Origin of the sequence: Serratia sp. NGAS9, assembly GCF_009905295.1 — a bacterium.
Taxonomy (GTDB): domain Bacteria; phylum Pseudomonadota; class Gammaproteobacteria; order Enterobacterales; family Enterobacteriaceae; genus Serratia; species Serratia bockelmannii.
Map to the genome: position 1 here is coordinate 4621803 of NZ_CP047605.1, position 24568 is coordinate 4646370.

A 24568-nucleotide genomic window follows, 5' to 3' on the forward strand; every position below is an offset into this window, starting at 1 on the left:
GGCTTCATTGACAAGCAACGCGGTCAGCGTCGGACGAGCGAATTCAGCACGGCGCTGATGCGCTCCCCTAAGCCGCGCCGGTTCACGGCTTCCGACATCATGGTGACATGATCGCCATCAACCAGGTTGACCGTCACCGCCGACGCCGGCAAATGCCCCTCCCAGCCGAGTGCCGAGCCGTCGCGGCGGTTGTAACCCGCCGGCTTGATGCGCTGCCAGTAGGCTTCCAGATCGTCGTTCAGCAAGCCGGGCATCTCCTCCACCGCTTTAAACAGGTGCAGATTAAGGCCGAGCGGCCGGATGACGCTGGCGCCGACCAGGGTCGCATAGTGATAACGCTTGCGCCATAACGCGGCTTCCTTCAGCGGATCGTCGAGGAAAGTGCTGATGCCCTGGCCGTGCAGCACGGCCAACGCCTCCTCCACCGACAGCGGCTGCAGGCGGGAGAACAGCGGCGCCTCCAGCGTCGGATGTTCCACCTCCAGCCAACTGAGGAATAGCTGTGTCGCATCGCGCATCGCCTGCTGCGGCCGCATGGTGTCGAGCAGGCCCACCAGCGCCACCTCTTCCCCCTCCGCCTGCAGCCGTTCCGCCACCATGTAGGTCAAGATCCCGCCCGAAGAGTAACCGAACAGGTGATACGGCCCGCTGGCTTGCGCCTGCCGGATAACGCCGGCAACGATCTCCGCCATCGCCTCCATCGTTGCCGGCGGCGCGTCGGTCATCTCTGGCCACGGCACGGCATAAATCGGGAAGTCCGCATCGATCTCTTTGGCTATCTCATAAACATAGGAGTGATCGCCATAACCGGTCGGCATGAAGAAGACCGGCGGGCGCTGGCCGCTGCGGCGCGCCGGCAATGCCCTGAGCGGCTGTCCGCCCGTGCGCTGCTCGACATGCGCCGCCAGATCCGCCAGCACCGGGTGGTCAAAGATCGCCTGCACCTGCAGTGCGATCCCCCACTGCTGCGCCAGGCTGGCCTGACGGACCGCCAGCAGCGAATGGCCGCCCAGTTCGAAGAAGTTGTCGTGTCTGCCGATCTGCGGCAGCCCCAGCAACTCCGCCCACGCCTGCGCCAACAGCGTCTCGGTATCGCCGCGCGGCGCTTCGTAGGCTTCGCCTGCGGCGGCGGCCATCTCCGGCGCCGGCAGAGCCCGCCGATCAATCTTGCCGTTTGGCGTCAGCGGCATCGCCGCCAGCCAGACAAAGGCCGCAGGTAGCATATAGTCCGGCAGCTGCGCCGCCAGGTGCTGACGCAGCTCACCGGCCAACCCGTCGCTCGCCACATTCTCACGCACGCTGATCCAGGCGATCAACCGCGTATCCGCACCGACGCAGCAGGCATCGACCACCGCTTCGTTCACCGCCGGGTGCGCCGCCAGGCGCGCCTCTATCTCTCCCATCTCGATACGGAAGCCGCGAATTTTCATCTGACGATCGTTGCGTCGCTGATACTCGAGGTTGCCGTCCGCCCGGTAACGCACCAGATCGCCGGTACGATACATGCGCCCGCCCGGGTTAAACGGATCGTTCAGGAAACGTTCCGCGGTCAGTTCCGGCCGGTTGAGGTACCCCAGCGCCACGCCGACGCCGCCGATATACAGCTCGCCAATCACGCCCAGCGGCGCCGGTCGGCCGCGCGCATCCAGCACATAGGCGCGGGTGTTGCCGATCGGTTTACCGATCGGCAAACGCATGGCGCCTTGCACCTCGGCAATCGCCGCCGTCGTGGCGAAGGTCGTCGCTTCCGTCGGCCCATAGGCATGGATCAGCTGTACCGGCCCCGCTTCCTGCAGCAGGCGTTCGAAGGCGCTCGGCTCCTCCTTTTCCCCACCGCAGATCAGATAGCGCAGCTGGGCGAGCGTCGCGCCCATGCTGTACACATACTGATTGAACAACGCGGTCGTCAGGAACAGCGTCGTCACGCGATGCTGCGTCAATGCGGCGCTCAAGCGCGCCGCATCCATCACGGTTTCCGCCGGGATCACCACCAGTTCGCCGCCGTTCAACAGCGCCGCCCACACCTCCATCGTCGCGGCGTCGAAGGCCGGGTTAGCGGCATAAGCCACCCGTTCGGTCGCATCGAACGCCGCATAACGGTTGTTGATCACCAACCGAGTGATGCCCTGGTGCGGCGTCATCACACCTTTAGGCAGCCCTGTGGAGCCGGACGTGTACATGATGTATGCCACCTCAGCGCTCGACAGCGACAGCGCCGGGTCGTTCTCGTCACCGCCGGAGATTGCCGGCCGCAGCAGCGGCAAGGTATCCCCGTCCGTCGCTTCACCGACGATAAGGCGCGCGCCGCTGTCCTCCAGGATCCACTGCTGACGCGCCGCCGGCAGCTGCGGGTCGATAGGTACATACACCGCGCCGGCCTTGAAGATCGCCAGCTGCGTTGCCACCAGATCGATGCTGCGCGTCAGACGCGTCGCCACGCGCTCGCCCGGTTGAATGCCGTGGGCGATCAGAGCATGCGCCAGCCGGTTAGCCTGGGCATTCAACGCCGCATAGCCGATCCGACGGTCGCCTTGCACGATCGCGACAGCCTGCGGCGTACGCTGCGCCTGGCGTTCAAACAGCTGATGCACGCAAAGCTCTGCCGGATAAGGCGCCGTCGTCTGATTCCATTCCTCCAGCAGCAGCCGGCGCTCAGACGGCGGCAGGATCTCCAGCTCGCTCGCCGGCAGGGTCGGCTGGCTTTCCAACGCCTGCGCCAATGAGGCCAGCGCCTGTTGCATATAGCCGCAGATCCTCGCCGCCGGCACCGGTTCGCTGACCTGCGCCGTCAGCCCCAGAGAGTCGCCGCCGTCTTCCACCGACAGGACGAACGGATAGTTGGTGCGCTCCTGCGCGCTCAACAGCGTCATGCCTTCCGGCAACACCAGCTCGCTGCCGTTGTTGTGGCGATAGTTGAGCAACGCGCTGAACAGCGGCATCCCCGCCGCCACGCCGCTGCAGCGCTGCGCCAGCGCCAGCGGCGCGTGCTCATGCTGCAGCAACCCGCTCAGCCGCGCGTGGGCCTGGCGCGCCGCCGTCGCCACATCGTCATCGCCGATGTCGAGGCGCAGCGGCAAGGTATTGATAAACAGCCCCATCGCTCGCTCGGCGCCTTCCCCCGCCTGCATGCGTCCCAGCAGCACGGTACCGAACACCACGCGGTCGTGGCCGCTGGTGCGGGCCAAGACCTGCGCCCAGGCCAAATGGCACAGGCTGGCCAGGCTCACGCCCAACCGTTTGGCCTGATGCCGCAGACGTTCGTTCAGCGCCTTGTCGATAGGCTGGTGCGCCGTGGTGACGCCCTTGCCATCGCCGCGCACGTTGCCGAGCCCGAACGGCAGCACCGGCTCTTCGATGTCCGCCAGCATGGCGCGGAAGAAGGTTTCATGTTCTTGCGCGCTGACGCTCAAACGCGCCTGCGCCACCGCATTGCGGAACGGCGGCGCGGCGCCCAGCTCGGCGCCTTTGCCGGCGAGGATCGCGGCGATCTCTTCTTCGATCAATGCCGCCGTGGAATGATCCCCCACCAAATGATGCCATTGCTGCAGCATCCACCAACTGCCATCGCTATCTTGCGCCACCACGACGTTCAGCAGCGGCGCACGGCTGAGATCCAGACGCGCATGCTGCGGATCGAAGCGCGCCAGCAGTTGATCGCCAATCGCCTCCTGCGCCGGATCGAGCGTCAGCTCAGTCCACGGCAGCGCGGCGGCGCGCCAAACGACCTGTACCGGCTCGCGGATCGCCTCACTGATGAACGCCGTGCGCAGAATATCGTGGCGATCGATCACCTGTTGCATCGCGGCCCGCCAACGATCCAGACGCTCGCGGTTCTCAAAGCGCAACAGCGTAGACAGCAGGTACGGATCGCCCCGTTCCGCCAACAGGTGGTGGAACAGAATCCCCTCCTGCAACGGCGACAACGCATAGATATCCTGCACGTTGGCCACCCCGCCCGGCACGCGCGCCACGATGCTGTCGATCTCAACCTGGTTCAGCGAGGCCAGCGGCAGCAACTCAGGCGTGATGCGCGCGCTATCCGGCCGCAGCAGGTTCTCGGGGATCTCGATTTCGCAGCGCGCCTCCAGCGCCTCCGCCAGCGAGGCCAGCGTCGGGGCGGTAAACAGCGTTTGCACGTTCGCCGTCAGGCCGCAGCGACGCAGCTCCGCGATCAGTTTCACCGCCAGCAGCGAATGCCCGCCCAACTCGAAGAAATTGTCATGTCGGGCGACATTCGGCAGACCGAGCAATTCGCCCCAGATCGCCGCCAACAGGGTTTCCGTGTCGCCCTGAGGCGCTTCATGGCCCACGCGCGCAAAATCGCCGGCCTGTGGCGTCGGCAACGCGCGGCGATCCACTTTACCATTCGGGGTCAACGGCAAGTCGGCAAGCATCAGACAGGCCGCCGGCACCATGTAGTCCGGCAGCTGCGCCGCCAAATGCCGCCGCAGCTCGTCGGTCAGATCGCGGCCCTCGGCCTCGGCTTGCGGCACGATCCAGGCGATCAACGCAGGATGCGCACCGCGCACGTCAACCACCGCTTCGCGCACCGCCGGGTGCGTTTCCAGCAGGACTTCAATCTCGCTGCACTCGATGCGGAAGCCGCGGATCTTCACCTGCTGATCGTTGCGTCCGCAGTAATCGAGGTTGCCGTCCGGCAGATAGCGCGCTAAATCGCCGGTGCGATACATGCGGCCTCCCTCGTTAAACGGATCCGCCAGGAAACGCTCGGCCGTGAGGTCTTCGCGATTCAGGTAACCCAGCGCCACGCCCACGCCGCCGATATACAGCTCGCCGATCGCGCCCAGCGGCACCGGCTGGCGATGTTCGTCCAGCAGATACACCCGCGTATTACCGATCGGCCGGCCAATCGGCAAACGGTGCCGCCCCGCCGCCACGGTGATGTGCGCCGAGGTAGCGGCAGTGGTGGCTTCCGTCGGGCCGTATCCGTTGATCAGCTGCACCCGGCCCCCCTCCTTCAGCACCCGGGTATAGGCATGAGGATCCGCCGCTTCGCCGCCGCTGATCAGGTATTTCAGCCCCGCTAACGTCGCGGGAATGCTATGCGCATGCTGATTGAACAGCGAGGTTGGCAGCACCAGCACCGTAATCGCCTGGCGCGTCAGCAAATCGGCGAACGCCGAGGCGTCCAGCAAGACCGCCGGCGGTACTACCACCAGCGCGGCGCCGTTCAGCAAGGCTCCCCAAACTTCCAGCGTCGCCGGATCGAACGCCGGGTTGATGGCGAAAGCGATACGATCCGAGTCGCTGAACTCCGCATAACCGTTATTGATCACCAGTCGGTTGATCCCCTGATGCGGCACCATCACGCCTTTCGGCTTACCGGTTGAGCCGGAGGTGTACATGATGTAGGCCAGATCCAGACTGTTGCTCGCCAATATCGGCGCATCGGACGGCAGGTCCGCGTCATCGCTTTGAGGCAGACGAGCGACGCCGACGCCGATCTGCGCGTCGTCCTCGCCGCCGTTCAGCAACAGTACTGCACCGCTGTCGGCGATGATCCAGTTCTGGCGGCCGGCCGGCAGCTGCGGATCAACCGGCACATAGGCAGCACCGGCCTTAAGGGTCGCCAATTGGGCGATCACCAGGGCAGCGCTGCGCTCAAACCGGATCGCCACGCGCTGGCCGGGCTCCACGCCCGCCTTAATCAGGCGCCAGGCCAGCCGATTGGCGTGCTCCGCCAACTGCGCGTAGCAGATAAGCTGCTCGCCATCGACCAACGCCGTCGCCTGCGGCGTGCGCCGCGCCTGCTCGTCGAACAGTTGATGCACGCACGCCTGCGCCGGATACGCCCGCTCGGTGCGGTTCCACTCGTGCAGCAGCAGCTGGCGTTCGGCCGCAGGCAGCAGATCGACGCGCGCCGCCGGCTGGTCAAGATCCGCCGCCATCGCTCGCAGCGCCTGCTGCAGATACGCGCCGTAGCGCACCGCCGTGTCGCGATCGAACAAGGCGCTGGCGTAGTTCAACGAGCCGACAATGCCGCTGCCGCTTTCCGCCAACTCGAGCGTCATGTCGAATTTCGCGACGTCATAGCTCAGCCCGGCATCCGTCGTTTGCAGGCCCGGCAATGCGATATCGCGCACCGAGCCGTCCTGCCAGGCCAGCATCACCTGGAACAGCGGCGTCGCGTCCAGCTGGCGCGGCGGATTGACCACCTCCACCACCTGTTCAAACGGCAGATCGCCGTTTTCCCGCGCCGCCAATACCGTCTCGCGCACGCGTTCGAGCAAGATTTTCAGCGTCGGCTCACCGCGCAGATCGACATGCATCGCCAGCGTGCTAACGAAGAAGCCGGCCAGCGGTTCGATTTCCAGCCTGCTGCGGTTGGCCTCCGGGGTGCCAATCACCACCTGCGGTTGGCCGGCCATGCGGGACAACACCAAACTCCAGGCGGCCAGCACCGTCATGAACAGCGTGCCGCCGTATTGGCGGCTCAACCGCCGCAGCGCGTCGGTGAGCGCCGCGTCGATAACCAGAGGCACCTCGCCGCCGGCGAACGACTGCATCGCCGGACGCGGCCGATCGGTCGGCAGCGTCAGCAGCGCCGGCGCATCGCCCAGCGTCTGGCGCCAGAACGCCGCCTGCTCGGCCAACCGTTCCTGCGTCAGCCACTGGCGCTGCCAAACGGCATAATCGACATAGTGCACCGCCAGCGGCGGCAGCGGAGACGGTTCACCGCGTTGGAAGGCGCCATACAATGCGCTCAACTCCCGCATCAGGATCCCGGTAGACCAGCCGTCGGAAACGATATGGTGGCAGGTCAGCAGGAACAGATGCCGCCGCTCGCTCACTTGCAGCAAACAAGCCCGCACCAGCGGCCCCCTTTCCAGATCGAACGGCGCTTTCATCGCCGTTTCGGCTAGCGCGTGCAAACGTTGCTCCGCATGACGCTCGCCGCGCAAGTCGTGATGCGCCAGCGGCATGGCCGCCTCCGGCAAGATCCGCACCTGAGGTTGCCCATCCTGGCAAACAAACACGCTGCGCAAGGCTTCGTGGCGGGCATACAGCGCGTCGAGGCTGCGTTGGAACGCCGGCGCATCCAGGTCACCGTCAAGGCGCAACGCCAGCGGGATATGGTAAGTCTCGCCGATCCCGCCCATTTGGCTCAGGAACCACAGCCGCTGCTGGGCAAACGACAACGGCAATGCGTCGTGACGTGGGGTCGGCACGATGGCCGTCGGCTGCGCCGCCCCCTCCCGTTCCAGCCACTGCGCCAGCGCCTGCAACACCGGCGCAGCGAACAGCGCCGACAGCGGCAGCCGCCAGCCGGCCTGCTGTACCCGATTGGCCAACTGTACCGCCAGCAGCGAATGTCCGCCCAGAGCAAAGAAATCATCATGACGACCGACGCGTTCAACATTCAGCAACTGACGCCAGATGGACGCCAGCAGGCGTTCTCGTTCATTGGCCGGCGCTTCATAAACGGCGCGCGCGGCGGCCCCCAGCTCAGGCGCCGGCAGCGCGCGTTTGTCCAGTTTGCCGTTGGTGGTCAGCGGCAACGCGTCCAGCCACACAAAGGCCGTCGGCACCATATAGTCCGGCAGACGGCCGGCCAGATGCTGGCGCAGCCGCAGCGCCAGCGTTTCCCGATCTCCCCCTTCGCCCGGCACCGCCCAGGCCACCAAACGTTTGTCGCCGCCGTTGTCCTGCCAGGCGTCAACCGCCACGCTGCGGACCTCAGGATGGTCCAGCAGCGCCGCCTCCACCTCACCGCACTCAATGCGGAAACCACGAATTTTCACCTGCTGATCGTTGCGCCCCAGGTACTCCAGCTCACCGTTCGGCAGATAGCGCGCCAGATCGCCGGCGCGATACATCCGTTCTCCCGCCACGAAAGGATCGTCGAGGAAACGTTGCGCATTCAGCTCCGGCCGATTCAGGTAGCCGCGCGCCACGCCCAGCCCGCCGACATACAGCTCACCCACTGCGCCCTGCGCCACCGGCTGACCGTGTTCGTCAAGCAGATACAGGCGCAGATCCGGGATGCGCCGGCCGATCGGGCTGCCGCTGCCGGTGATGTCCGCCGGAGACATTTCCCGGTAGGTGACGTGCACCGTCGTTTCCGTTATGCCGTACATATTGATTAACCGCGGCGCGTCCGGCCGATTACGGGCATACCACGGCGCCAGATCGGCCGGATTCAGCATTTCGCCGCCGAAGACGATGTAGCGCAGCCGATGCGGCGTGTCGTCCTGAGCCTGAATGAACGCTTTAAAGGCGCTTGGCGTCTGATTCAGCACCGTCACGCCCTGGTGACAAACTAGCTGATAGAACGCGGGGGCGGAGCGCGCCGTTTCCTGCGGCACGATCACCAACCGGCCGCCGTGGCGCCACGCGCCCCAGATTTCCCATACCGAGAAATCGAAGGCGAACGAGTGGAACAGACACCAGACATCCCCGGCGTCAAAGCCGAAACCGGCGTCGGTCGCGGTAAACAGGCGCTCAACCTGACGGTGTTCCACCATCACGCCTTTCGGCTTACCGGTCGATCCGGAGGTATAGATCACATAGGCCAGATTGGCCGCCGTCAGCCCCGCAACCTGCGGATTGGCGGCCTCGGTGCCCCAGTCTTCCTCCAGCGCCATCGTCGGCACATCAGCCCCGCTCAGCGCCGAACGCCCTGCGGCGTCGGCCAGCAGCAACACCGGCCGGGCATCGTGTAAAATGTACTCCAGACGTTCGCCGGTATAAGCCGGATCGAGCGGCACATAGGCGCCGCCCGCTTTCAGGATCGCCAGCAACCCGACCAGCATCGGCGTGCTGCGCTCCGCACACAGCGCCACCAGACGATCGGGCCCGACGCCGCGCGCGATCAACACCTGCGCCAACGCGTTGGCTCGTTCATTGAGCGCCCGATAGCTGAGGCGTTCTTCTCCGCACACCGCGGCGATCGCCTCTGGCGTGCGCAGCGCCAGCCGCTCCAGGTGATGGTGCGGGCAGAGATCCGCCTGCGGTTCGTCCGGCGTCCGGTTCCAGCCATGCAACAACCGCTGCCGTTCGTTCTGCGGCAACAGCGCAAGCTGCGAAACCGGCTGCGGCGCCGCCAACGCGATGCTCTGCAACACCTGGCGCAGATAGATCCCGTAGCGCTCGGCGGTTTCACGATCGAACAGCGCCGTGGCGTAATACAGCGAACCGGCGATCTCTTCGCCGATCTCGGTCAGATCCAGCGTCATGTCATATTTCGCCGCGGCATAGCCGGCATCGATCGCTTCCGCCTGCAGCCCCGGCAGGCCGATGTCGTGCACCGAACCGTCCTGCCAGCTCAGCATCACCTGGAACAACGGAGTATGGCCACGATGACGCGGCGGGTTCACCTGTTCAACCACCTGCTCGAAAGGCAGATCGCCATGATCGCGCGCCGCCAGCAGCGTATCGCGCACGCGCAGCGCCAACGTCGACAAATCCGGATCGTCGGACAGATCGATGCGCAGCGCCAAGGTGCTGACGAAGAAGCCAATCATCGGTTCCGTTTCCAGCCGGCGACGGTTGGCCTCCGGCGTGCCGATCACCAGATCGCGCTGCCCCGACAAACGGGACAGCACGACGCTCCACGCCGTCAACAGCGTGATGAACAGCGTGCATCCCTGACGCAGGCTGAATTGCCTCAGCGCTGCAGTCAGTTCGGCATCGAGCGAGACGGCCACCCGATCCCCGGCGAATGACTGCACCGCCGGGCGCGGACGGTCGGTCGGCAGCGTCAACAGCGCTGGCGCATCGCCCAACGTCTGGCGCCAATAATCGGCCTGCTTCGACAAGCGCGCCGGCTGCAGCCATTGCCGCTGCCAGTGGGCGTAATCCGCGTATTGCAACGCCAGCGGCGGCAGCGGCGATGGTTCGCCGCGACACAACGCGCCATACAACGCACCCAGCTCCCGCAGCAATATGCCGTTCGACCAACCATCGGAAATGATGTGGTGGCAGGTCAACGCGAACAGCTGTTCCTCGTCGCTCAGCCGGATAAGGCTGGCGCGCAACAGCGGGCCCCCGGCCAGATCAAAGGGCGCCGCAGCCTCTTCCCGTATCAGCATGGCGGCGCGCGCCTGCGCATCCGCGACGCCGCGCAGATCGTGGATTGTCAGCGGCAAACCGGCGATCGGCAAAATGAGCGCCTGCGGCTGGCCGTCGCGGCTGATAAAGACGGTGCGCAACGCGTCGTGGCGCGCATAAAGCGCGTCGAGGCTGCTCTGCCAGGCGGCCAGATTCAGCGGCCCACGCAACCGCAGCGCCAGCGGCATGTGGTAAATTTCGCTCATGCCGTCCAGTTGGGTCAGGAACCACAGGCGCTGCTGAGCGAACGACAGCGGTAAGGCCGCATCGCGCGGCGCAGGCAGAATCGGCGGCAGGCTTTCCGCCTGCGTGATCTGGCGCGCCAGCGCCTGCAGGACCGGGTTGGCGAACAGCGCCTGCAGCGACAGCGGCAACCCGCTTTGCTGCAGGCGGTTGGCCAAACGCACCGCCAACAACGAATGGCCGCCCAGGGCGAAGAAGCTGTCGTTGCGGCCAACCTGATCCACGCCCAGCAGTTCTTCCCACAGCGCAGCCAGACGCTGCTCGACGTCCCCCAGCGGCGCCTCGTAGGCTTCACGACGATAGGCCTCGCCCGACGGGTCGGGCAATGCGCGGCGATCGAGCTTGCCGTTTGGTGACAGCGGCAGCGCCTCCAGCAGCACGCAAGCGGCCGGCACCATGTAATCCGGCAGTTTGTCGGCCAAATGCCGGCGCAGCACCTCCGCCAGCGACGCCTCATCGGCACCTGGCTGCGGCACCACCCAGGCGATCAGGCGTTTCTCACCGCCGTCGCCGCCGCGCGCATCCACCACGGCTTCGCGCACCTGCGGATGCGCGGCCAGCGCCGCCTCTATCTCGCCGCATTCGATACGGAAACCGCGGATCTTCACCTGCTGATCGTTGCGGCCCAGATACTCGATATTGCCGTCCGGCAGGTAGCGGGCCACGTCGCCGGTGCGGTACATGCGGCCGCCGTGGCCGGCATCGAACGGATCGGCCAGGAAGCGCTCCGCCGTCAGTTCAGGCCGGTTGAAATAGCCGCGCGCTACCTGGATGCCGCCGATATACAGCTCGCCAACCGCCCCCAGCGGCACCGGCTGCCCTTGTTCATCAAGCAGATAGATCCGCGTATTGGCCACCGGCCGCCCAATGGGCACCGACACCAGCCCGGGTTGGCGGGTGCAGTGCCAAGCGGTCACGTCCACCGCCGCTTCGGTCGGACCATAGAGGTTATGCAACTCGACATGCGGCATCTGGCGGTAGAACTCCGCCACCAGCGAGGCGGGCAGCGCCTCGCCGCTGCACATGACGCGCACCACCTGCCCACAACGGCGGCTCGCGCCTTCATACAGCAGGAAGCTTTGCAGCATCGACGGCACAAAGTGCAGCGTTGTCACGCCATACTGTTCAATGGCGCGGCTCAGGTACTCCGGATCCTTGTGGCCTTCCGGGCGCGCCATCACCAGGCGCGCGCCATACATCAACGGCCAGAAGAATTCCCACACCGAGACGTCGAAGCCGAACGGCGTTTTCTGCAGCACCGTATCCGCCGGCGTCAACCCATAAGCCTGCTGCATCCAGATCAGGCGGTTAACGATGCCGCGATGCTCATTCATCGCGCCTTTCGGTTTTCCGGTCGAGCCGGAGGTATAAATCACGTAGGCCAAATGATTGGGCTGCGCGCGCGGCGCCGGGTTATCGGCGTTCAGATCGTCCGGCAACGGTTCATCCAGCGCCAGCAGCGGCACCGCGTGTTCGCCCAGCGCCGCGCGGCCGGCGGCGTCCGCCAGCAGCAGCACCGGATCGGCGTCCTGCAGGATATATTGCAGACGTTCGCCCGGATAAGCCGGATCCAGAGGCACATAGGCGCCGCCGGCCTTGAGGATGCCGAACAATGCCGTCACCATCGCCAGGCTGCGCTCGGCGCACACCGCCACCCGGCAATCCGGCCCGACGCCGCGCTGCATCAGCGCGTGCGCCAGGCGATTGGCCTGCGCGTTCAGTTGGGCGTAGCTCAGTTCGGCGTCGCCGCAAACCAGCGCCACGGCGTCCGGCGTGCGGCGCACCTGCGCTTCAAATAGCCCATGCAGGCAAACGTCCTGCGGATAAGGCTGTGCCGTTGCGTTCCAACCATTGATCAGCAAGGCGTACTCGTCGTCCGGCAGAATCGACAGTTCACGCACCGGCATTTCCGGCGTGTGTTCCAGCGCATTCACCAGAGCGGTCAACGCCTGTTGCATATAGCGGCACACCCGCGAGGCTTCAATGGGGTCGATGACCTGCGCCGTCAACGCCAGCGAATCCATGCCGTCGTCCACCGACAGCACGAACGGGTAGTTGGTGCGTTCGTCCGCGCCGATCAGGCTGACCCCTTCCGGCAGTGCCAAGGCTTCCCCGTCGTTGTGGCGGTAGTTCAGCAGCGCACTGAACAGCGGCGCACCGCTTTTCACGCCGCTGCAGCGCTGCGCCAACGCCAGCGAGGCGTGCTCATGCGCCAGCAAGCCGCTCAGGCGCGCATGCGCCTGCCGCACCGACGCCTCAACGCTGCGCCCGTCCATATCCAGCCGCAGCGGCAGCGTATTGATGAATAGCCCCAGCGCCCGGTCGGCGCCTTCGCCCGATTCCATGCGGCCCAGCAGCACCGTGCCGAACACCACGGCATCACGCCCGCTGGTGCGCGCCAGCACCTGCGCCCAGGCCAGATGACACAGGCTGGCCAGGCTGACGCCCAATCGCTTCGCCTGTCGACGCAGGCCGGCATTCAGCGCAGGCGCCAGCGCCAGACGGCCGGTATTGGCGCACTGTCCGTCGCCGTGTACGTTGCCGAGCCCGAACGGCAGCACCGGTTCGTCGATATCCGCCAGCATGCCGCGGAAGAAACGCTCATGTTCCTGTTCGCTGAGCCCCAAACGCGCTTGCGCCACCGCATTGCGGAACGGCTGCGCGCAGCCCAGCGTATCGCCGCGCCCGGCCAGAATGGCGTTGACTTCTTCTCCCATCATCGCCAGCGTCGAGTGGTCGCCAATCAGGTGGTGCCACTGCTGCAAGACGTACCAGCTGCCGTCGCTCTCTTCGGCGATAACGTAATACAGCAGCGGTGCCCGCGTCAGATCCTGCCGGATCCGTCGGGGATCGAAGCGCGCTTCCAGCTGACGGCCGACCGGCCCCTCGGCCGGATCCAGCGCCAGCTCGATCACCGCTAAACGCGCCCGACGCCAGACGACCTGTACCGGTTCGGACAGCCCCGCACCGACAAAGGCCGTGCGCAAAATGTCATGACGCTCCACCACCTGCTGCATCGCCGCCAGCCAGCGATCGAAACGCGCCCGGCTGTCGAAACGCAGCAGTGCCGACAGCAGGTAGGGGTCGCCCTCTTCCGCCAGCATGTGGTGGAACAAGATCCCTTCCTGCAACGGGGAAAGGGCGTAGATATCCTGTACGTTGTCGATGCCTCCCTCCACACCGTCGACGATCTGATCGATCTCCGCCTGAGTCAGATCGGCCAGCGGCAGCATCTGCGGCGTGATTGCACGGCAGCCCGGCGCAATCACGTTTTCCGGCACCTGAATCCGCTGCTGCGACACCAGCGTTTGCGCCAGAGCCGACAGCGTTGGCGTGGAGAACAGCGCCTGAACGCTCGCCGACAGCCCGGCCTGGCGCAGCTGCGCCATCAGCTTCACCGCCAGCAGCGAATGGCCGCCCAACTCGAAGAAGTTGTCGTGACGCCCCACGCGTTCAACGCTCAGCAACCCCTGCCAAATCTGAGCCAGCAGCGTTTCGGTTTCCCCCTGTGGCTCGACATAGGCTTCGCGCATGGCGGCGTCCGGCGCCGGTACCGGCAACGCGCGCCGATCCAGTTTGCCGTTCGGCGACAGCGGCAGCGCCTCCAGCCACACAAAGGCCGTCGGCACCATATAATCCGGCAACGTTGTAGCGAGTGCCCGGCGCAACGTCTGCGCCAGCGCCTCACGCTCCGCCTCCGGCTGCGGCACGATCCAGGCCACCAGACGTTTGTCGCCTTCGCCATCCGTGAGCGCATCCACCACCGCGTCGCGCACGGCGGCATGCATAGCCAGCTGCGACTCGATTTCACCGCATTCAATGCGGAAGCCGCGAATTTTTACCTGCAGATCGTTGCGGCCCAGATACTCCAGGCTGCCATCCGGCATATAGCGCGCCAGATCGCCGGTGCGGTACATGCGGCCGCCCGGCGCGAAAGGATCGGCCAGGAAACGCTCCGCCGTCAGCGCCGGCTGGTTCAGGTAACCGCGCGCCACCTGCGCGCCGCCGATATACAGTTCACCCACGGCGCCCAGCGGCACCGGCTGGCCATCGTCATCCAGCAAGTACGCCCGGCCGTTGGCGATAGGCCGGCCGATAGACGGCATCGCCGTACCGACCGCCGGCTCGCCCGAAGTCGCTACCACGGTCGTCTCCGTCGGCCCATAGTTATTCACAATGGTTACGCCAGGCGGCGCCGGCAGCGGCCAGCGGCGAATGCTGTCGCCGCCGATCAGCAGCATCCGCAGATCGGCAGGCATCTCGCCCATCAGTGCGATCTCAGCCAGCGGCGTCACCATAAACCCGACCTGCACACCGCTGCCGCGCCACCATTGCAGCAGCGCTTCGCCATTGCCCGCCGCCTCTGCCGGCGGCAGCAGCAGCGTCGCCCCCTGCGTCAACGTCGGCCAGATTTCCCAAACGCTGGCGTCAAAACCCAACCCGGCCATGCTGGTCGTTCGCTCGCCAGCCTGCAAACCGGTCGCTTCGCAGTGCCACATGATCAGGTTGATCAGGTGCGCCTGCTCCACCATTACCCCTTTCGGTTTGCCGGTCGAGCCCGAGGTGTAAACCACATACGCCAGGCTGCCTGGCTGCGCGCGCGGCGGCAGGTCGTGATCCTGCTCTGGCAGCGCGTCTTCCAGCGCCAACAACGGCGCTGCTACCGCCCCCAGCGCGGCGCGGCCGGTACTATCCGCCAACAGCAGCGCCGGCGCGCAGTCCTGCACGATATAGTGCAGACGCTCAGCGGGATAAGCCGGATCCAGCGGCACATAGGCGCCGCCGGCTTTCAGGATCGCCAGCAGTGCGACGATCATCTCCGGGCTGCGCGCGGCGCAGACCGCTACGCGGCTTTCCGGCCCTACGCCGCGTGCCGTCAGGTAATGCGCCAGCCGGTTGGCGCGCGCGTTCAATTCCGCATAGCTCAGCGACATCGCCCCCTGAGACAGCGCCGGCACCGTCGGCGTACGCCGCGCCTGCGCTTCAAACAGGGCCGACACGCTCGACGCCTGCGGGAAAGCCCGGTGCGTGCGGTTGCGCACGTTGAGCAATAGCTCTCGCTCCGCCTGGCTCAGTAAACGATCGCCTCGCACCGGCGCATTCGGCGCCGCAGCGGCCTGCCGGAGCAGCAATAGCAGATGCTGCGCGGCACGCAGCATCTGCTCGTCCCCCACCGCGGCGCTGTCGTACACCCAACGGAAAGCGGCGTTGCTTTCACAGATTTGCAGCACTGCCCGAGCGCCGGAGCGTTTCACCGCCGCTGCGCCCTCCTGACTGTCGTCGAATCCCGGCGAGGTGTCGCGGCGCAATAGCGTCACGACGGTTGACCAGGCGCGCGAACGCGTGTCCAGGCCGAGCAATGCCGGATGGTAGGCGCGACGCGCGCGCGCCTGCTGCCATTCGCGTCGCATCTGCACCTGCGCCTCGGCGAAACCCAGCGTCGGATTCAGCGAGATCTGCAGCGGCAGTGTCCAAACCTGGCCCGGTTCGCCGATGACGTCGTCCGTCGCGTTCAGCCAGCCAAGTTGGAAATCACTTTCGCCGCCCATCAATCCCAGATACAGCGCCAGCCCGGTCAACACCGCTTCAACCTCGATCTTGCCCGCGTGTTGCCAGGCCGTAGCCTGCCATGCCGGCCGGGCTTCGCGCTGCCAGGCCACCGGGAACGCCGCCGGGGCAAACTGCGCCAATCGCGGTTGCCAGAAGGCCGCATGATGCCCACCGGCCGCCTGTCGCTCCTCCAATCGTTTCGCCTGCGAAGGATCAAGCAACGGTAACGGCTCGCCCACCGTCAAACCGTGCAGCTGCGCCAGCGCTTCCCCCGCCGTCAGCTCGCCTTCGGCGGTGAACCAGCCCCCGATCCGCACCGCCCCTTCCGCCGTGGCGATATTCCAACCCGCATCGTCGACGCAGAGCAGCGTACCGGGTGGCGCATTGTCGGCGTCAGGCAGCATTTCCAGGTGCCCAACGCCCAGCGCACGGTCGGCCAACAGGATTTTCAGCGGGCAATTCCCCGCAGGATGGCCAAGTGACGTCGCGAGGCGCACCAGCTCAGCAGCAGGGCGATCCCAGCGGATGAAGCCGGCGGCCGGCGGCAGTCGACGGAGATCATAGAAACTGCCGCTGACGTCCGCTTCAGGCTGCGCAGAGATCTGTTGCATCACCTGGGCAATGCTGCCTTCAGGTTGTTCAGAGAGGAGCCGCAGAATAAATTGGAAACGCCGTTGTAAACTCTCAAGCTGGCTTAATGAATGGGCATGCGGCGCATCGGCAAACATGACGTCCAACTCTTGCGCCTGCTGATCTTCGTAAAACAGAATTTGCATATCGCTGACGGCGATGTTGCCACCGTAGTACCAACGTGTCTTACATCCCCAAAACGGATCGCCATGATCGAAGGAAACGATATTGATGGCGGGACCAAACCAGGATGAACTCATGGTGCTGCGATCGCGACGAATATCCTCACCGCGATATAATTGCCGACGAACCACTTTGGCTATTTCCGCAGCGACCTGTTGTGCAAAATCAGCCAGACGACTTTCAGGGTTAATGGCTAAAATCAGTGGCACCACATTCGCAGTCATACCAATACTGTTTCGCTCTCGCGTACCGGTCACCGGCAGGCTGAAATTCAATAAGGTCTGACCAGTAATACTATGGAAACATAATGCGACAGCCGCCGCCAATATATGAGCGCGATGTACGCCGGCTTTTTCCGCCCCCCGATCAATCGCCGCTATCTCATTTATTTTTAATGTGTGATTGCTGATTTGCATGGACGAATAAGGGACGAGTTTCTCCTGACGCGTCAGGCTATAAGGCGCGGCGAGCGTATAGCCTTGCCAGAACTGTTTATCGGTGGCGAAGCGGGAAGAATCGCGGTACTGCAGGTCGTGTTCATAGAGCCGGGTAAAACTGCAATTGCTGAATTCAGGAATGTTTTTTTTCTCAGCTAATGCGTTGTAATACAGCGCGATACGACGCATAAACTCTTCGGCGCTGCGGCCATCTACCAGCATGTGGTGAAAACGTCGGTAGAGGATATAGTTGCCCGGCGCCAACGTCAGTAAGGCAAAACCGAACAGGTCCTGATCCAGCGCGGAGATCACGCGATCGGCATCTTGCCGCATCCAGCGCTGCGCCGCCAGCTCAGGGTATTCCTGGCTGCTGAAGTCATGCACGGAAAGCGGGTCATGACTGCGCGCCGCACGGTATTGATAAAGCTCGCCGTCTTGTTCGGTGAAATGGGCCTGCATCGCCGGCGTTTCTTCAATGATCGCGTCTATCGCCTGGCGCAGCAGGGCTATCTGCAACGGCCCTTGTATCGTGCCGTATCCCCACATATTGAATGGCAAGCCTTCAGACATGCTGGCGCTCAGCCAAAGCTCGCGCTGAGCGGTGGTAATTTCATGCAGTTCGACTTTTTCCAACGAAATATGAGCACCCGTACGGAATTCCCCACTCTTCACATCAGTTTGTTTGTTCATAATATTCTCTAGCACGTTTTCATTACGTTAATGAAAGGGTCCGTCCGGATTTAGGCAAAGCCTGGCCGTCCGACAGTTCAAGTCAGAATAAAAAACCGTAGAAAAGCTGGGTCTCCCCCAACTAAGAAAGAATGAAATGGTTAATCCAGAGGTTCCCCCTGTGCCTCAATTTGCTGAGGTGTGAAGTATAGGAGAGGATATTTTTTTTGGCGAAATGTGCGAAAGGGGATAAATGATCATTTTATTTCCCCGATATTACTCAGGGATGACGAGCGTATTCCGCTTTTATTAACTCGATATAATTATGGAGAGATTAATATTATTTTGTATTATTCACCACAGTTAATGTGCAACAATACTTACGGTAAGAGCCCCTCGATATCAATAAGTTATACTTTATTGTTTTAATGATAATAATTTATTTTTTAATTAATTTACTTCCAATTAAAATGGACGGCGATTTTGCCTGCGGCGCATCTATCGTTTTTTGTTATAACGATGAGAAAAATTATGCTGAAAAATTTCTTCGTTTTTTCTGGCGTCCACCAACGGCACCGTTCCCAACGACAGATAACGTAAAAGGGGCGGCAGAGCCCGCCCCGAGAGGTCTTACCACATCAGCCGGCCGATCAATGGCGCGGCCACGACCGTAATGATGCCGGCCAGCATCATCACCAAACTCGACACTACGCCCTCCTGCGGCCCCAGCTCATAAGCGCGAGCGGTGCCGGCACCGTGCGACGAGGCGCCAAATCCGGCACCCTTCGCCAGACGGCTGCGCACCGCCAGCCGCAAAAACAAAATATCCCCCACCGCCATGCCGAACACCCCGGTGATCACCACGAACAGCGCCACCAGATCCGGCTGCCCGCCCATCTGTTTGGCGGCCTCCAGCGCGAACGGCGTGGTGATCGACCGCACCGCCAGGCTGCGCTGCACCTCTTCCGGCAACGTCAGCAGGCGCGCCAGCCACACCGAGCTGTACACCGCCACCAGCACCGCGGTCGTTACGCCGGCGGTCAGCGATAGCCAGTGGCGGCGGATGATATGCAGGTTCTCATACACCGGCACCGCGAAAGCGATGGTTGCCGGCCCCAGCAGCCACAGCAGCCAGTGAGTTTCACCAATATAGTCCTGATAGGAGATGTGGGTGACCACCAGCAGCAGCACCAGGATCATTGGCGTCAGCACCAGCGGCATCAGCAACAGCGTGCGCCGGCGGCGATACAGCTTCTTGTTGGCGAAGTACAGCGCCAGCGTCGCCAGAAAACAGGCCAAGCTAAGGATAAAATCATTCATGACGCTGCTTCCGACGCTGCAGCCAAATCTCCAGCCGATACACCCTGTCCACCACCAGCCCGGTGGCGCCCAACGTCAGCATGGTGCTGACCGCGATCACCAAAAAGATCTTCCAGCCCTCGACCATCAACAGCTGGGCATAGTTGACCACCGCCACCACCGCCGGCACGAAAAACAGCAGCATTTCCGCCAGCAGCCAGCGGGAGCCGGCCTTAACCCAGCTCAGCGGCAGAATGCGCAGCAGTATTAGCGCCAGCAGCATCAACATGCCGACGATATTGGCGGGGAGCGGCAGGTGGAATTGTTGCACCAGACGATCGGCGATCAGGAACAGCGCCGCATACAACGCCACCTGAATCGGCACCTGCAAGCGGGTCAGCAGGGAGGGGGCAACGCGGCGTAACGCCAGAGACATGAAAGATGACCTCAAACAATAAATTAACGGCCTACAGTATACGCAGCCGGGAAACCACGCCTGAAATGAATTAAAATTATCGACATCATGCCGTCCGGGAATAGTTTCCCGCCGGTAGCGTCCCCAAGGAGAACCCTAACGTGGATGTCCGCACCCTGCGCTACTTCGTTGAAGTGGTGCGCCAGCAAAGCTTCACCCGCGCCGCGGAAAAACTGTTCGTCACCCAGCCCACCATCAGCAAAATGCTGCGGCATCTGGAGGAGGAGCTGGAATGCACGCTGCTGATCCGCGAAGGCCGCAAGCTGCGCCTGACCGACAGCGGCCAGGCGGTGTATCAGCGTGGCCTGACGATCCTCGACGAATTCCGGCAACTGGAGGCGGAGCTGGAAGACATCAGCTCGGTGAAAAAGGGCGTGCTGCGGCTGGGCATTCCGCCAATGGTGGGCAGGCAGATCGCCGATCTGATCCGCCGCTTTCGCCAAACCTACCCCGGTATCGAATTGAAGATTTCCGAGCTGGGCGGGCTGTCGGTCGAACAGGCAGTGATGTCCGGCGAACTGGATCTGGCGATGACGGTGTTGCCCTTCGATTCGGAACAGCAGCTGACCTTTCTGCCGCTGCTGGGCCATCCGATGTGCGTAGTGGCGCCGCGCACGCCGCAGTGGCTCAACCGCACCCGCATCAATATCGCCGAATTGGCCGACAGCCCGATCCTGATTTATAACGAAGACTTTGCGCTTTACAAGATGCTGATGAAGGCGTTTCGCCAGGCCGGTTTTGAACCGCAAATCGCGGTGCGCAGCGGCCAATGGGACTTCCTCGCCTCGATGGTGCAGGCCGGCGTGGGCATCGCCATGCTGCCGGAGCCGGTTTGCCGCTGGCTGGACAAGGAAAACCTGGTCTGGCTGCCGCTGGAGCCGCGCATGGAGTGGAAAATCGGCCTGATCTGGCGTCAGGGCAGCTACCTGTCGCACAGCGCGCAGGCCTGGATCGCCTGCTGCCGCGACTATTGGCCGCCGCTCAAGTAGCCAAAAAACAAGGGCCGCACAGGCGGCCCTTCAGGACAGAAATAAAGAGGAAAAACGTTTATTCCTCTTCTGGGGTTTACCCTTCGCGTTCGATCAACAGCGCTTCGAGCAGGTCGAGATCGTGCAGCAGTTTTTGCAGCGTCTCGTTGCTGATTTTCTGCGTGGCGCGCAGGTGGTACAGCTCGCCGCGCTCGGCGCGCAGCGCCGTCAGGCGGAAACGCCGCTCGAGGTTTTCCATCGCCAGCGCATTCTCGATATCGTCTTTCGACGCGATGCGCCGCCGCAGCATGCCCGTTACCCGCGAGCTGACCTCTTTCAACACCTGCGGATCGAGGTTCTCTTCGGTATCGGCAACCAGGCGCTCTTCCATTTTATTCACGCTCTCGATCGCCACCTCGGCCGCCATGGCGATCGCCATGCGCTCTTCGTGCTTGCTGGCGCTCTTGTCGGCCACCTGCACGCCGCGCAGCAGCAGCGGCAACGCCAGCACGCCGACAATCAGCGACAGCAGGATCACCCCGGCGGCGATAAACACCAGCTGATAGCGCGCCGGGAAGGCGGTGCCGTCACTCAGCAACAGCGGTATCGACAGCACGCCGGCCAGGGTAATCGCCCCGCGCACCCCGGCGAACGACGCCACCCACAGCTCACGCGTGCTGTAATCGCCGAACTGCAGCGGACGCTTTTTCATAAAGCGGTTACTGGCCTTCTTCATCACCCACAGCCAGGTGAAACGCAGCACCAGCAGTGCGGCGTAGATGGTAGCCACGTCGGCGAACAGATACCAGGTCTGGATGGTCGGATCCAGCTCCGCCTGCAGGATGGAGGTTTCAAGAATGCCCGGCAGCTGCAGGCCCAGCATGATGAACACCATGCCGTTGAACACGAACTCCAGCATCGCCCATACGCTGTTGGCGCGCAGACGCATCGCCAGCGGCGCGTTGCGGATCACGCCGGATTGGCTGATGGTCATCCCCGCCGCCACCGCCGCCAGGATGCCGGAGACGCCGATGTGTTCGGCAATCAGGTAAGAAGCGAACGGCAGCAGCAGCAGGAACACGATCTGGGTCGCCGGATCGTCGCCGCTCCAGCGGCTCATCACCCGCAGCGATTTACTGTAGGTCCAGGTGACCGCCACGCCGGCCAACAGGCCGCCGATCGCCACTTTGAGGAATTCAAGGGTCGCGCCGCCCACGGTGAACACCATGGTGCCCATCGCCACCGCGATGGCGAACTTGAGCGATACCAGGCCGGACGCGTCGTTCATCAGCGCCTCGCCCTCGAGCACGCCCATGATCGGCTTGGGAATCCGCCCTTTGCCGACGATGCCGGACAGCGCCACGGCATCGGTCGGCGACAGCACCGCCGCCAGCGCGAAGGCCGCCACCAGCGGAATGCCCGGCACCATGGCGTAGATCAGATAACCGACGCCGACCACGGTGATCAGCACCAGCACCAGCGCCAGGCCGAGAATTTCACGCCCGTGATGCAGGAACTCGCGCGTCGGCGTTTTCCAGCCGTCGGCGAACAGCAGCGGCGGGATGAACAGCACCAGGAACAGTTCGGGATCAAAGTCGACGTGCAGCCCGAAATGCGGCCAGGCCAACAGGGCCCCGATGGCGATTTGCATCAGCGGCAGCGGCACCTGGAACGGCAACATGCGCGTCACCACCCCGGACAGGGAGACCACCAGGATCAAAATGAGGATTGTAAAAAAGATTTCCATGCTTTCCTTAGACTCTACGATTCAGACGACATCGGCTCAGGGCCTGCGTTGGTCCCGATAGTAGATCACTTTTTTTACAGCCGTTAAAGCTTGTTGTGCCTTTCAAAACGCGGTGCAGAGCAGAAGAAGACTTATCTTAAGAAGGGAATTGCCGTCACAGGCTCCCCCGCCCGGCGGGCGAGGGAGACCCAAGGGGCTTAAATCGCCCAGCCCCCGGCGTAGAACGCCACCAGCGCCACGGCGATCAGCACGGTGCCGATGTTCAACTTGCGCCATTCGCCGGAGAAGATGCGGCCGATGACCAGCGAGCTGAAGCCCAGCATGATGCCGGTCACGATGTTGCAGGTCAGCACGATGAACACCGCGCACAGCAGGCCGGCCATCGCGTCAACGAAGTCGTTGAAGTCCAGCTTGGTGACGTTGCTCAGCATCAGCAGGCCGACGTACATCAGCGCCGGCGCGGTGGCGTAGACCGGCACCAGATAGGCCAGCGGCGACAGGAACAGGATCAGCAGGAACAGGATGCCGACCACGGTGGCGGTCAGGCCGGTTTTGCCGCCCGCGGCGGTGCCGGCAGCGGACTCGATGTAGACCGCGGCGGGCGCGGCGCCCACCAGGCCGGAGAAGATGCTGCTCAGGGAATCCGAGGTCAGCGCCTTGCCGCCGTTGATGATCTGCCCGTCTTTATCCAGCAGGTTGGCCTGCCCGGCCACCGCGCGGATGGTGCCGGTGGCGTCGAACACCGCAGTCATCACCAGCGCCAGCACGCTCGGCAACACCACCGGCTGCAACGCGCCCATGATATCCAGGCTGAAGATCAACGATTTGCCGTCAGCGTCCGCCAGGCTCGGCATGGCGAACAGCCCCTGGTATTTCACCGCCGGGTCAACGATCAGGCCGATGATGGAAATGGCGATGATCACCAGCAGAATGCCGCCGGGCACGCGCAGTTTCTCCAGGCCGAAGATCACCGCCAGGCCGACCAGCGTCATCACCACCGGAAAAGAGGTGAAGGCGCCGAGCGCCACCGGCAGGCCATCCAGCGGGTTTTTCACCACCAGGCCAACGCCGTTGGCGGCGATCAGCAGCAGGAACAGACCGATGCCGATGCCAGTGCCGTGCGCCACGCCCATCGGCAGATTACGCAGGATCCAGGCGCGGATGCCGGTGACCGAGATGACGGTAAACAGCACGCCCATCACGAACACCGCGCCCAGCGCCACCGGAATGCTGATGTGCTGGCCCAGCACCAGGCTGAAGGCGGTGAAAGCGGTCAATGAGATCGCACAGCCGATGGCCATCGGCAGGTTAGCCCACAGCCCCATCAGCAGCGAGCCCAGCCCGGCCACCAGGCAGGTAGAGACAAACACCGCCGCCGGCGGGAAGCCCGCTTTGCCCAGCATGCTCGGCACCACGATCACCGAGTACACCATCGCCAGGAAGGTGGTCAGCCCCGCCACCACTTCCTGTCGCACGCTGCTGCCGCGCGCGGAAATTTTAAAATAGCCATCAAGCCCGCCGGTTGGTTTTGCGGCGTGGTTCGCTTGAGAGTTCGACATAGGTTACTTCCCCTGTGTTTCATTAATCGGCCCGTCACAGCAGGCCTGTCATCTCGCCCGCGCCCGATCGCCACGTAATCGTTTACGTCACGTTCCGCTTCCTTGCCCTTCCGTCGCATCGCCAACGGCAATGCGCACCAAGGCAAACGTTTAACTCGCAGCGCGCGGTACGGGTAATTTATGGTGGTTTATTCAAGGCAAACGATTATCCTGCCTTCCATGGCGTCTAATCAACTAAAGATCGCGGCAATTTATGCAGAAAGTGGCGGGAATGGCGTCTGCACGATAAAACCGGGGCGACGGACGCCCCGGCGAGATTATTGCGCCTGTACCGCAGCGGGATCCATATACATCAATTCCCAGATATGGCCGTCCAGGTCCTGAAAGCCATGGCCATACATCATGCCGTAGTCGCGTGGCTGATGATAAGTGTTGCCGCCGCCGGCGATCGCCTTGCGCACCAGTTCGTCCACCGCCGCCCGGCTGGGTTGCGACAGGCACACCAGCACCTCGGTGGCCTGTTTGGCGTCGCCGATCGGGTTCGGGGTAAACATCCTGAATTTGTCATGGGTCAGCAGCATCACGTAAATCGTGTCGCTGACCACCATGCACGCGGCGGTATCGTCGGTAAATTGCGGGTTGAAAGCGAACCCCAGGTGGGTGAAAAACGCCATCGACGCGGGCAGATCGCGTACGGGTAGGTTAACGAAGATTTGCGTAGCCATGGGCTACCTCCG

General features: G+C 63.6%; 7 protein-coding genes. 1 reads left to right on the top strand and 6 read right to left on the bottom strand.

All coding sequences use genetic code 11. From position 1 onward, the window contains the following. Positions 1 to 23 precede the first annotated feature (23 nt). The 3 genes from GUC32_RS22010 to GUC32_RS22020 all read right to left on the bottom strand — a co-directional run bounded on the left by GUC32_RS22010 (position 24) and on the right by GUC32_RS22020 (position 19518). Positions 24 to 17804 (bottom strand): amino acid adenylation domain-containing protein, encoded by a 17781-nt coding sequence (locus tag GUC32_RS22010; RefSeq protein WP_369435432.1) that lies wholly within the window; start codon positions 17802 to 17804, stop codon positions 24 to 26. 609 nt (positions 17805 to 18413) lie between these two features. Next, entirely contained in the window at positions 18414 to 19103 is a 690-nt protein-coding gene (locus GUC32_RS22015) for an LrgB family protein (RefSeq protein ID WP_004936833.1), read from the bottom strand. Continuing rightward, complete coding sequence (locus GUC32_RS22020; RefSeq protein WP_004936830.1) at positions 19096 to 19518, bottom strand: CidA/LrgA family protein; 423 nt, start codon at positions 19516 to 19518, stop codon at positions 19096 to 19098. The genes GUC32_RS22015 and GUC32_RS22020 overlap by 8 nt, the downstream gene beginning before the upstream one ends. A 140-nt stretch (positions 19519 to 19658) precedes the next feature. Between GUC32_RS22020 and GUC32_RS22025 the strand changes: the two genes are divergently transcribed. Then, positions 19659 to 20546 (top strand): LysR family transcriptional regulator, encoded by an 888-nt coding sequence (locus GUC32_RS22025; RefSeq protein WP_238968763.1) that lies wholly within the window; start codon positions 19659 to 19661, stop codon positions 20544 to 20546. 76 nt (positions 20547 to 20622) lie between these two features. Here the strand turns inward: GUC32_RS22025 and GUC32_RS22030 are convergent, their stop codons facing one another. The 3 genes from GUC32_RS22030 to GUC32_RS22040 all read right to left on the bottom strand — a co-directional run bounded on the left by GUC32_RS22030 (position 20623) and on the right by GUC32_RS22040 (position 24556). Then, on the bottom strand, positions 20623 to 22272 hold the full coding sequence (locus tag GUC32_RS22030) for a Na+/H+ antiporter (protein WP_025304430.1): 1650 nt from the start codon (positions 22270 to 22272) through the stop codon (positions 20623 to 20625). A 197-nt stretch (positions 22273 to 22469) separates the two neighbouring features. Further along, positions 22470 to 23831, bottom strand: coding sequence for an NCS2 family permease (locus GUC32_RS22035; RefSeq protein WP_025304431.1), 1362 nt, complete (start codon positions 23829 to 23831; stop codon positions 22470 to 22472). A gap of 317 nt (positions 23832 to 24148) precedes the next feature. Continuing rightward, positions 24149 to 24556, bottom strand: coding sequence for a VOC family protein (locus GUC32_RS22040; protein ID WP_025304432.1), 408 nt, complete (start codon positions 24554 to 24556; stop codon positions 24149 to 24151). Positions 24557 to 24568 lie beyond the last annotated feature (12 nt).

Excerpts from the sequence above, each read along its gene's own strand:
- GUC32_RS22010 (WP_369435432.1), bottom strand. The coding sequence starts at position 17,804 with ATGAACAAACAAACTGATGTGAAGAGTGGGGAATTCCGTACGGGTGCT.
- GUC32_RS22015 (WP_004936833.1), bottom strand. The coding sequence starts at position 19,103 with ATGAATGATTTTATCCTTAGCTTGGCCTGTTTTCTGGCGACGCTGGCG.
- GUC32_RS22020 (WP_004936830.1), bottom strand. The coding sequence starts at position 19,518 with ATGTCTCTGGCGTTACGCCGCGTTGCCCCCTCCCTGCTGACCCGCTTG.
- GUC32_RS22030 (WP_025304430.1), bottom strand. The coding sequence starts at position 22,272 with ATGGAAATCTTTTTTACAATCCTCATTTTGATCCTGGTGGTCTCCCTG.
- GUC32_RS22035 (WP_025304431.1), bottom strand. The coding sequence starts at position 23,831 with ATGTCGAACTCTCAAGCGAACCACGCCGCAAAACCAACCGGCGGGCTT.
- GUC32_RS22040 (WP_025304432.1), bottom strand. The coding sequence starts at position 24,556 with ATGGCTACGCAAATCTTCGTTAACCTACCCGTACGCGATCTGCCCGCG.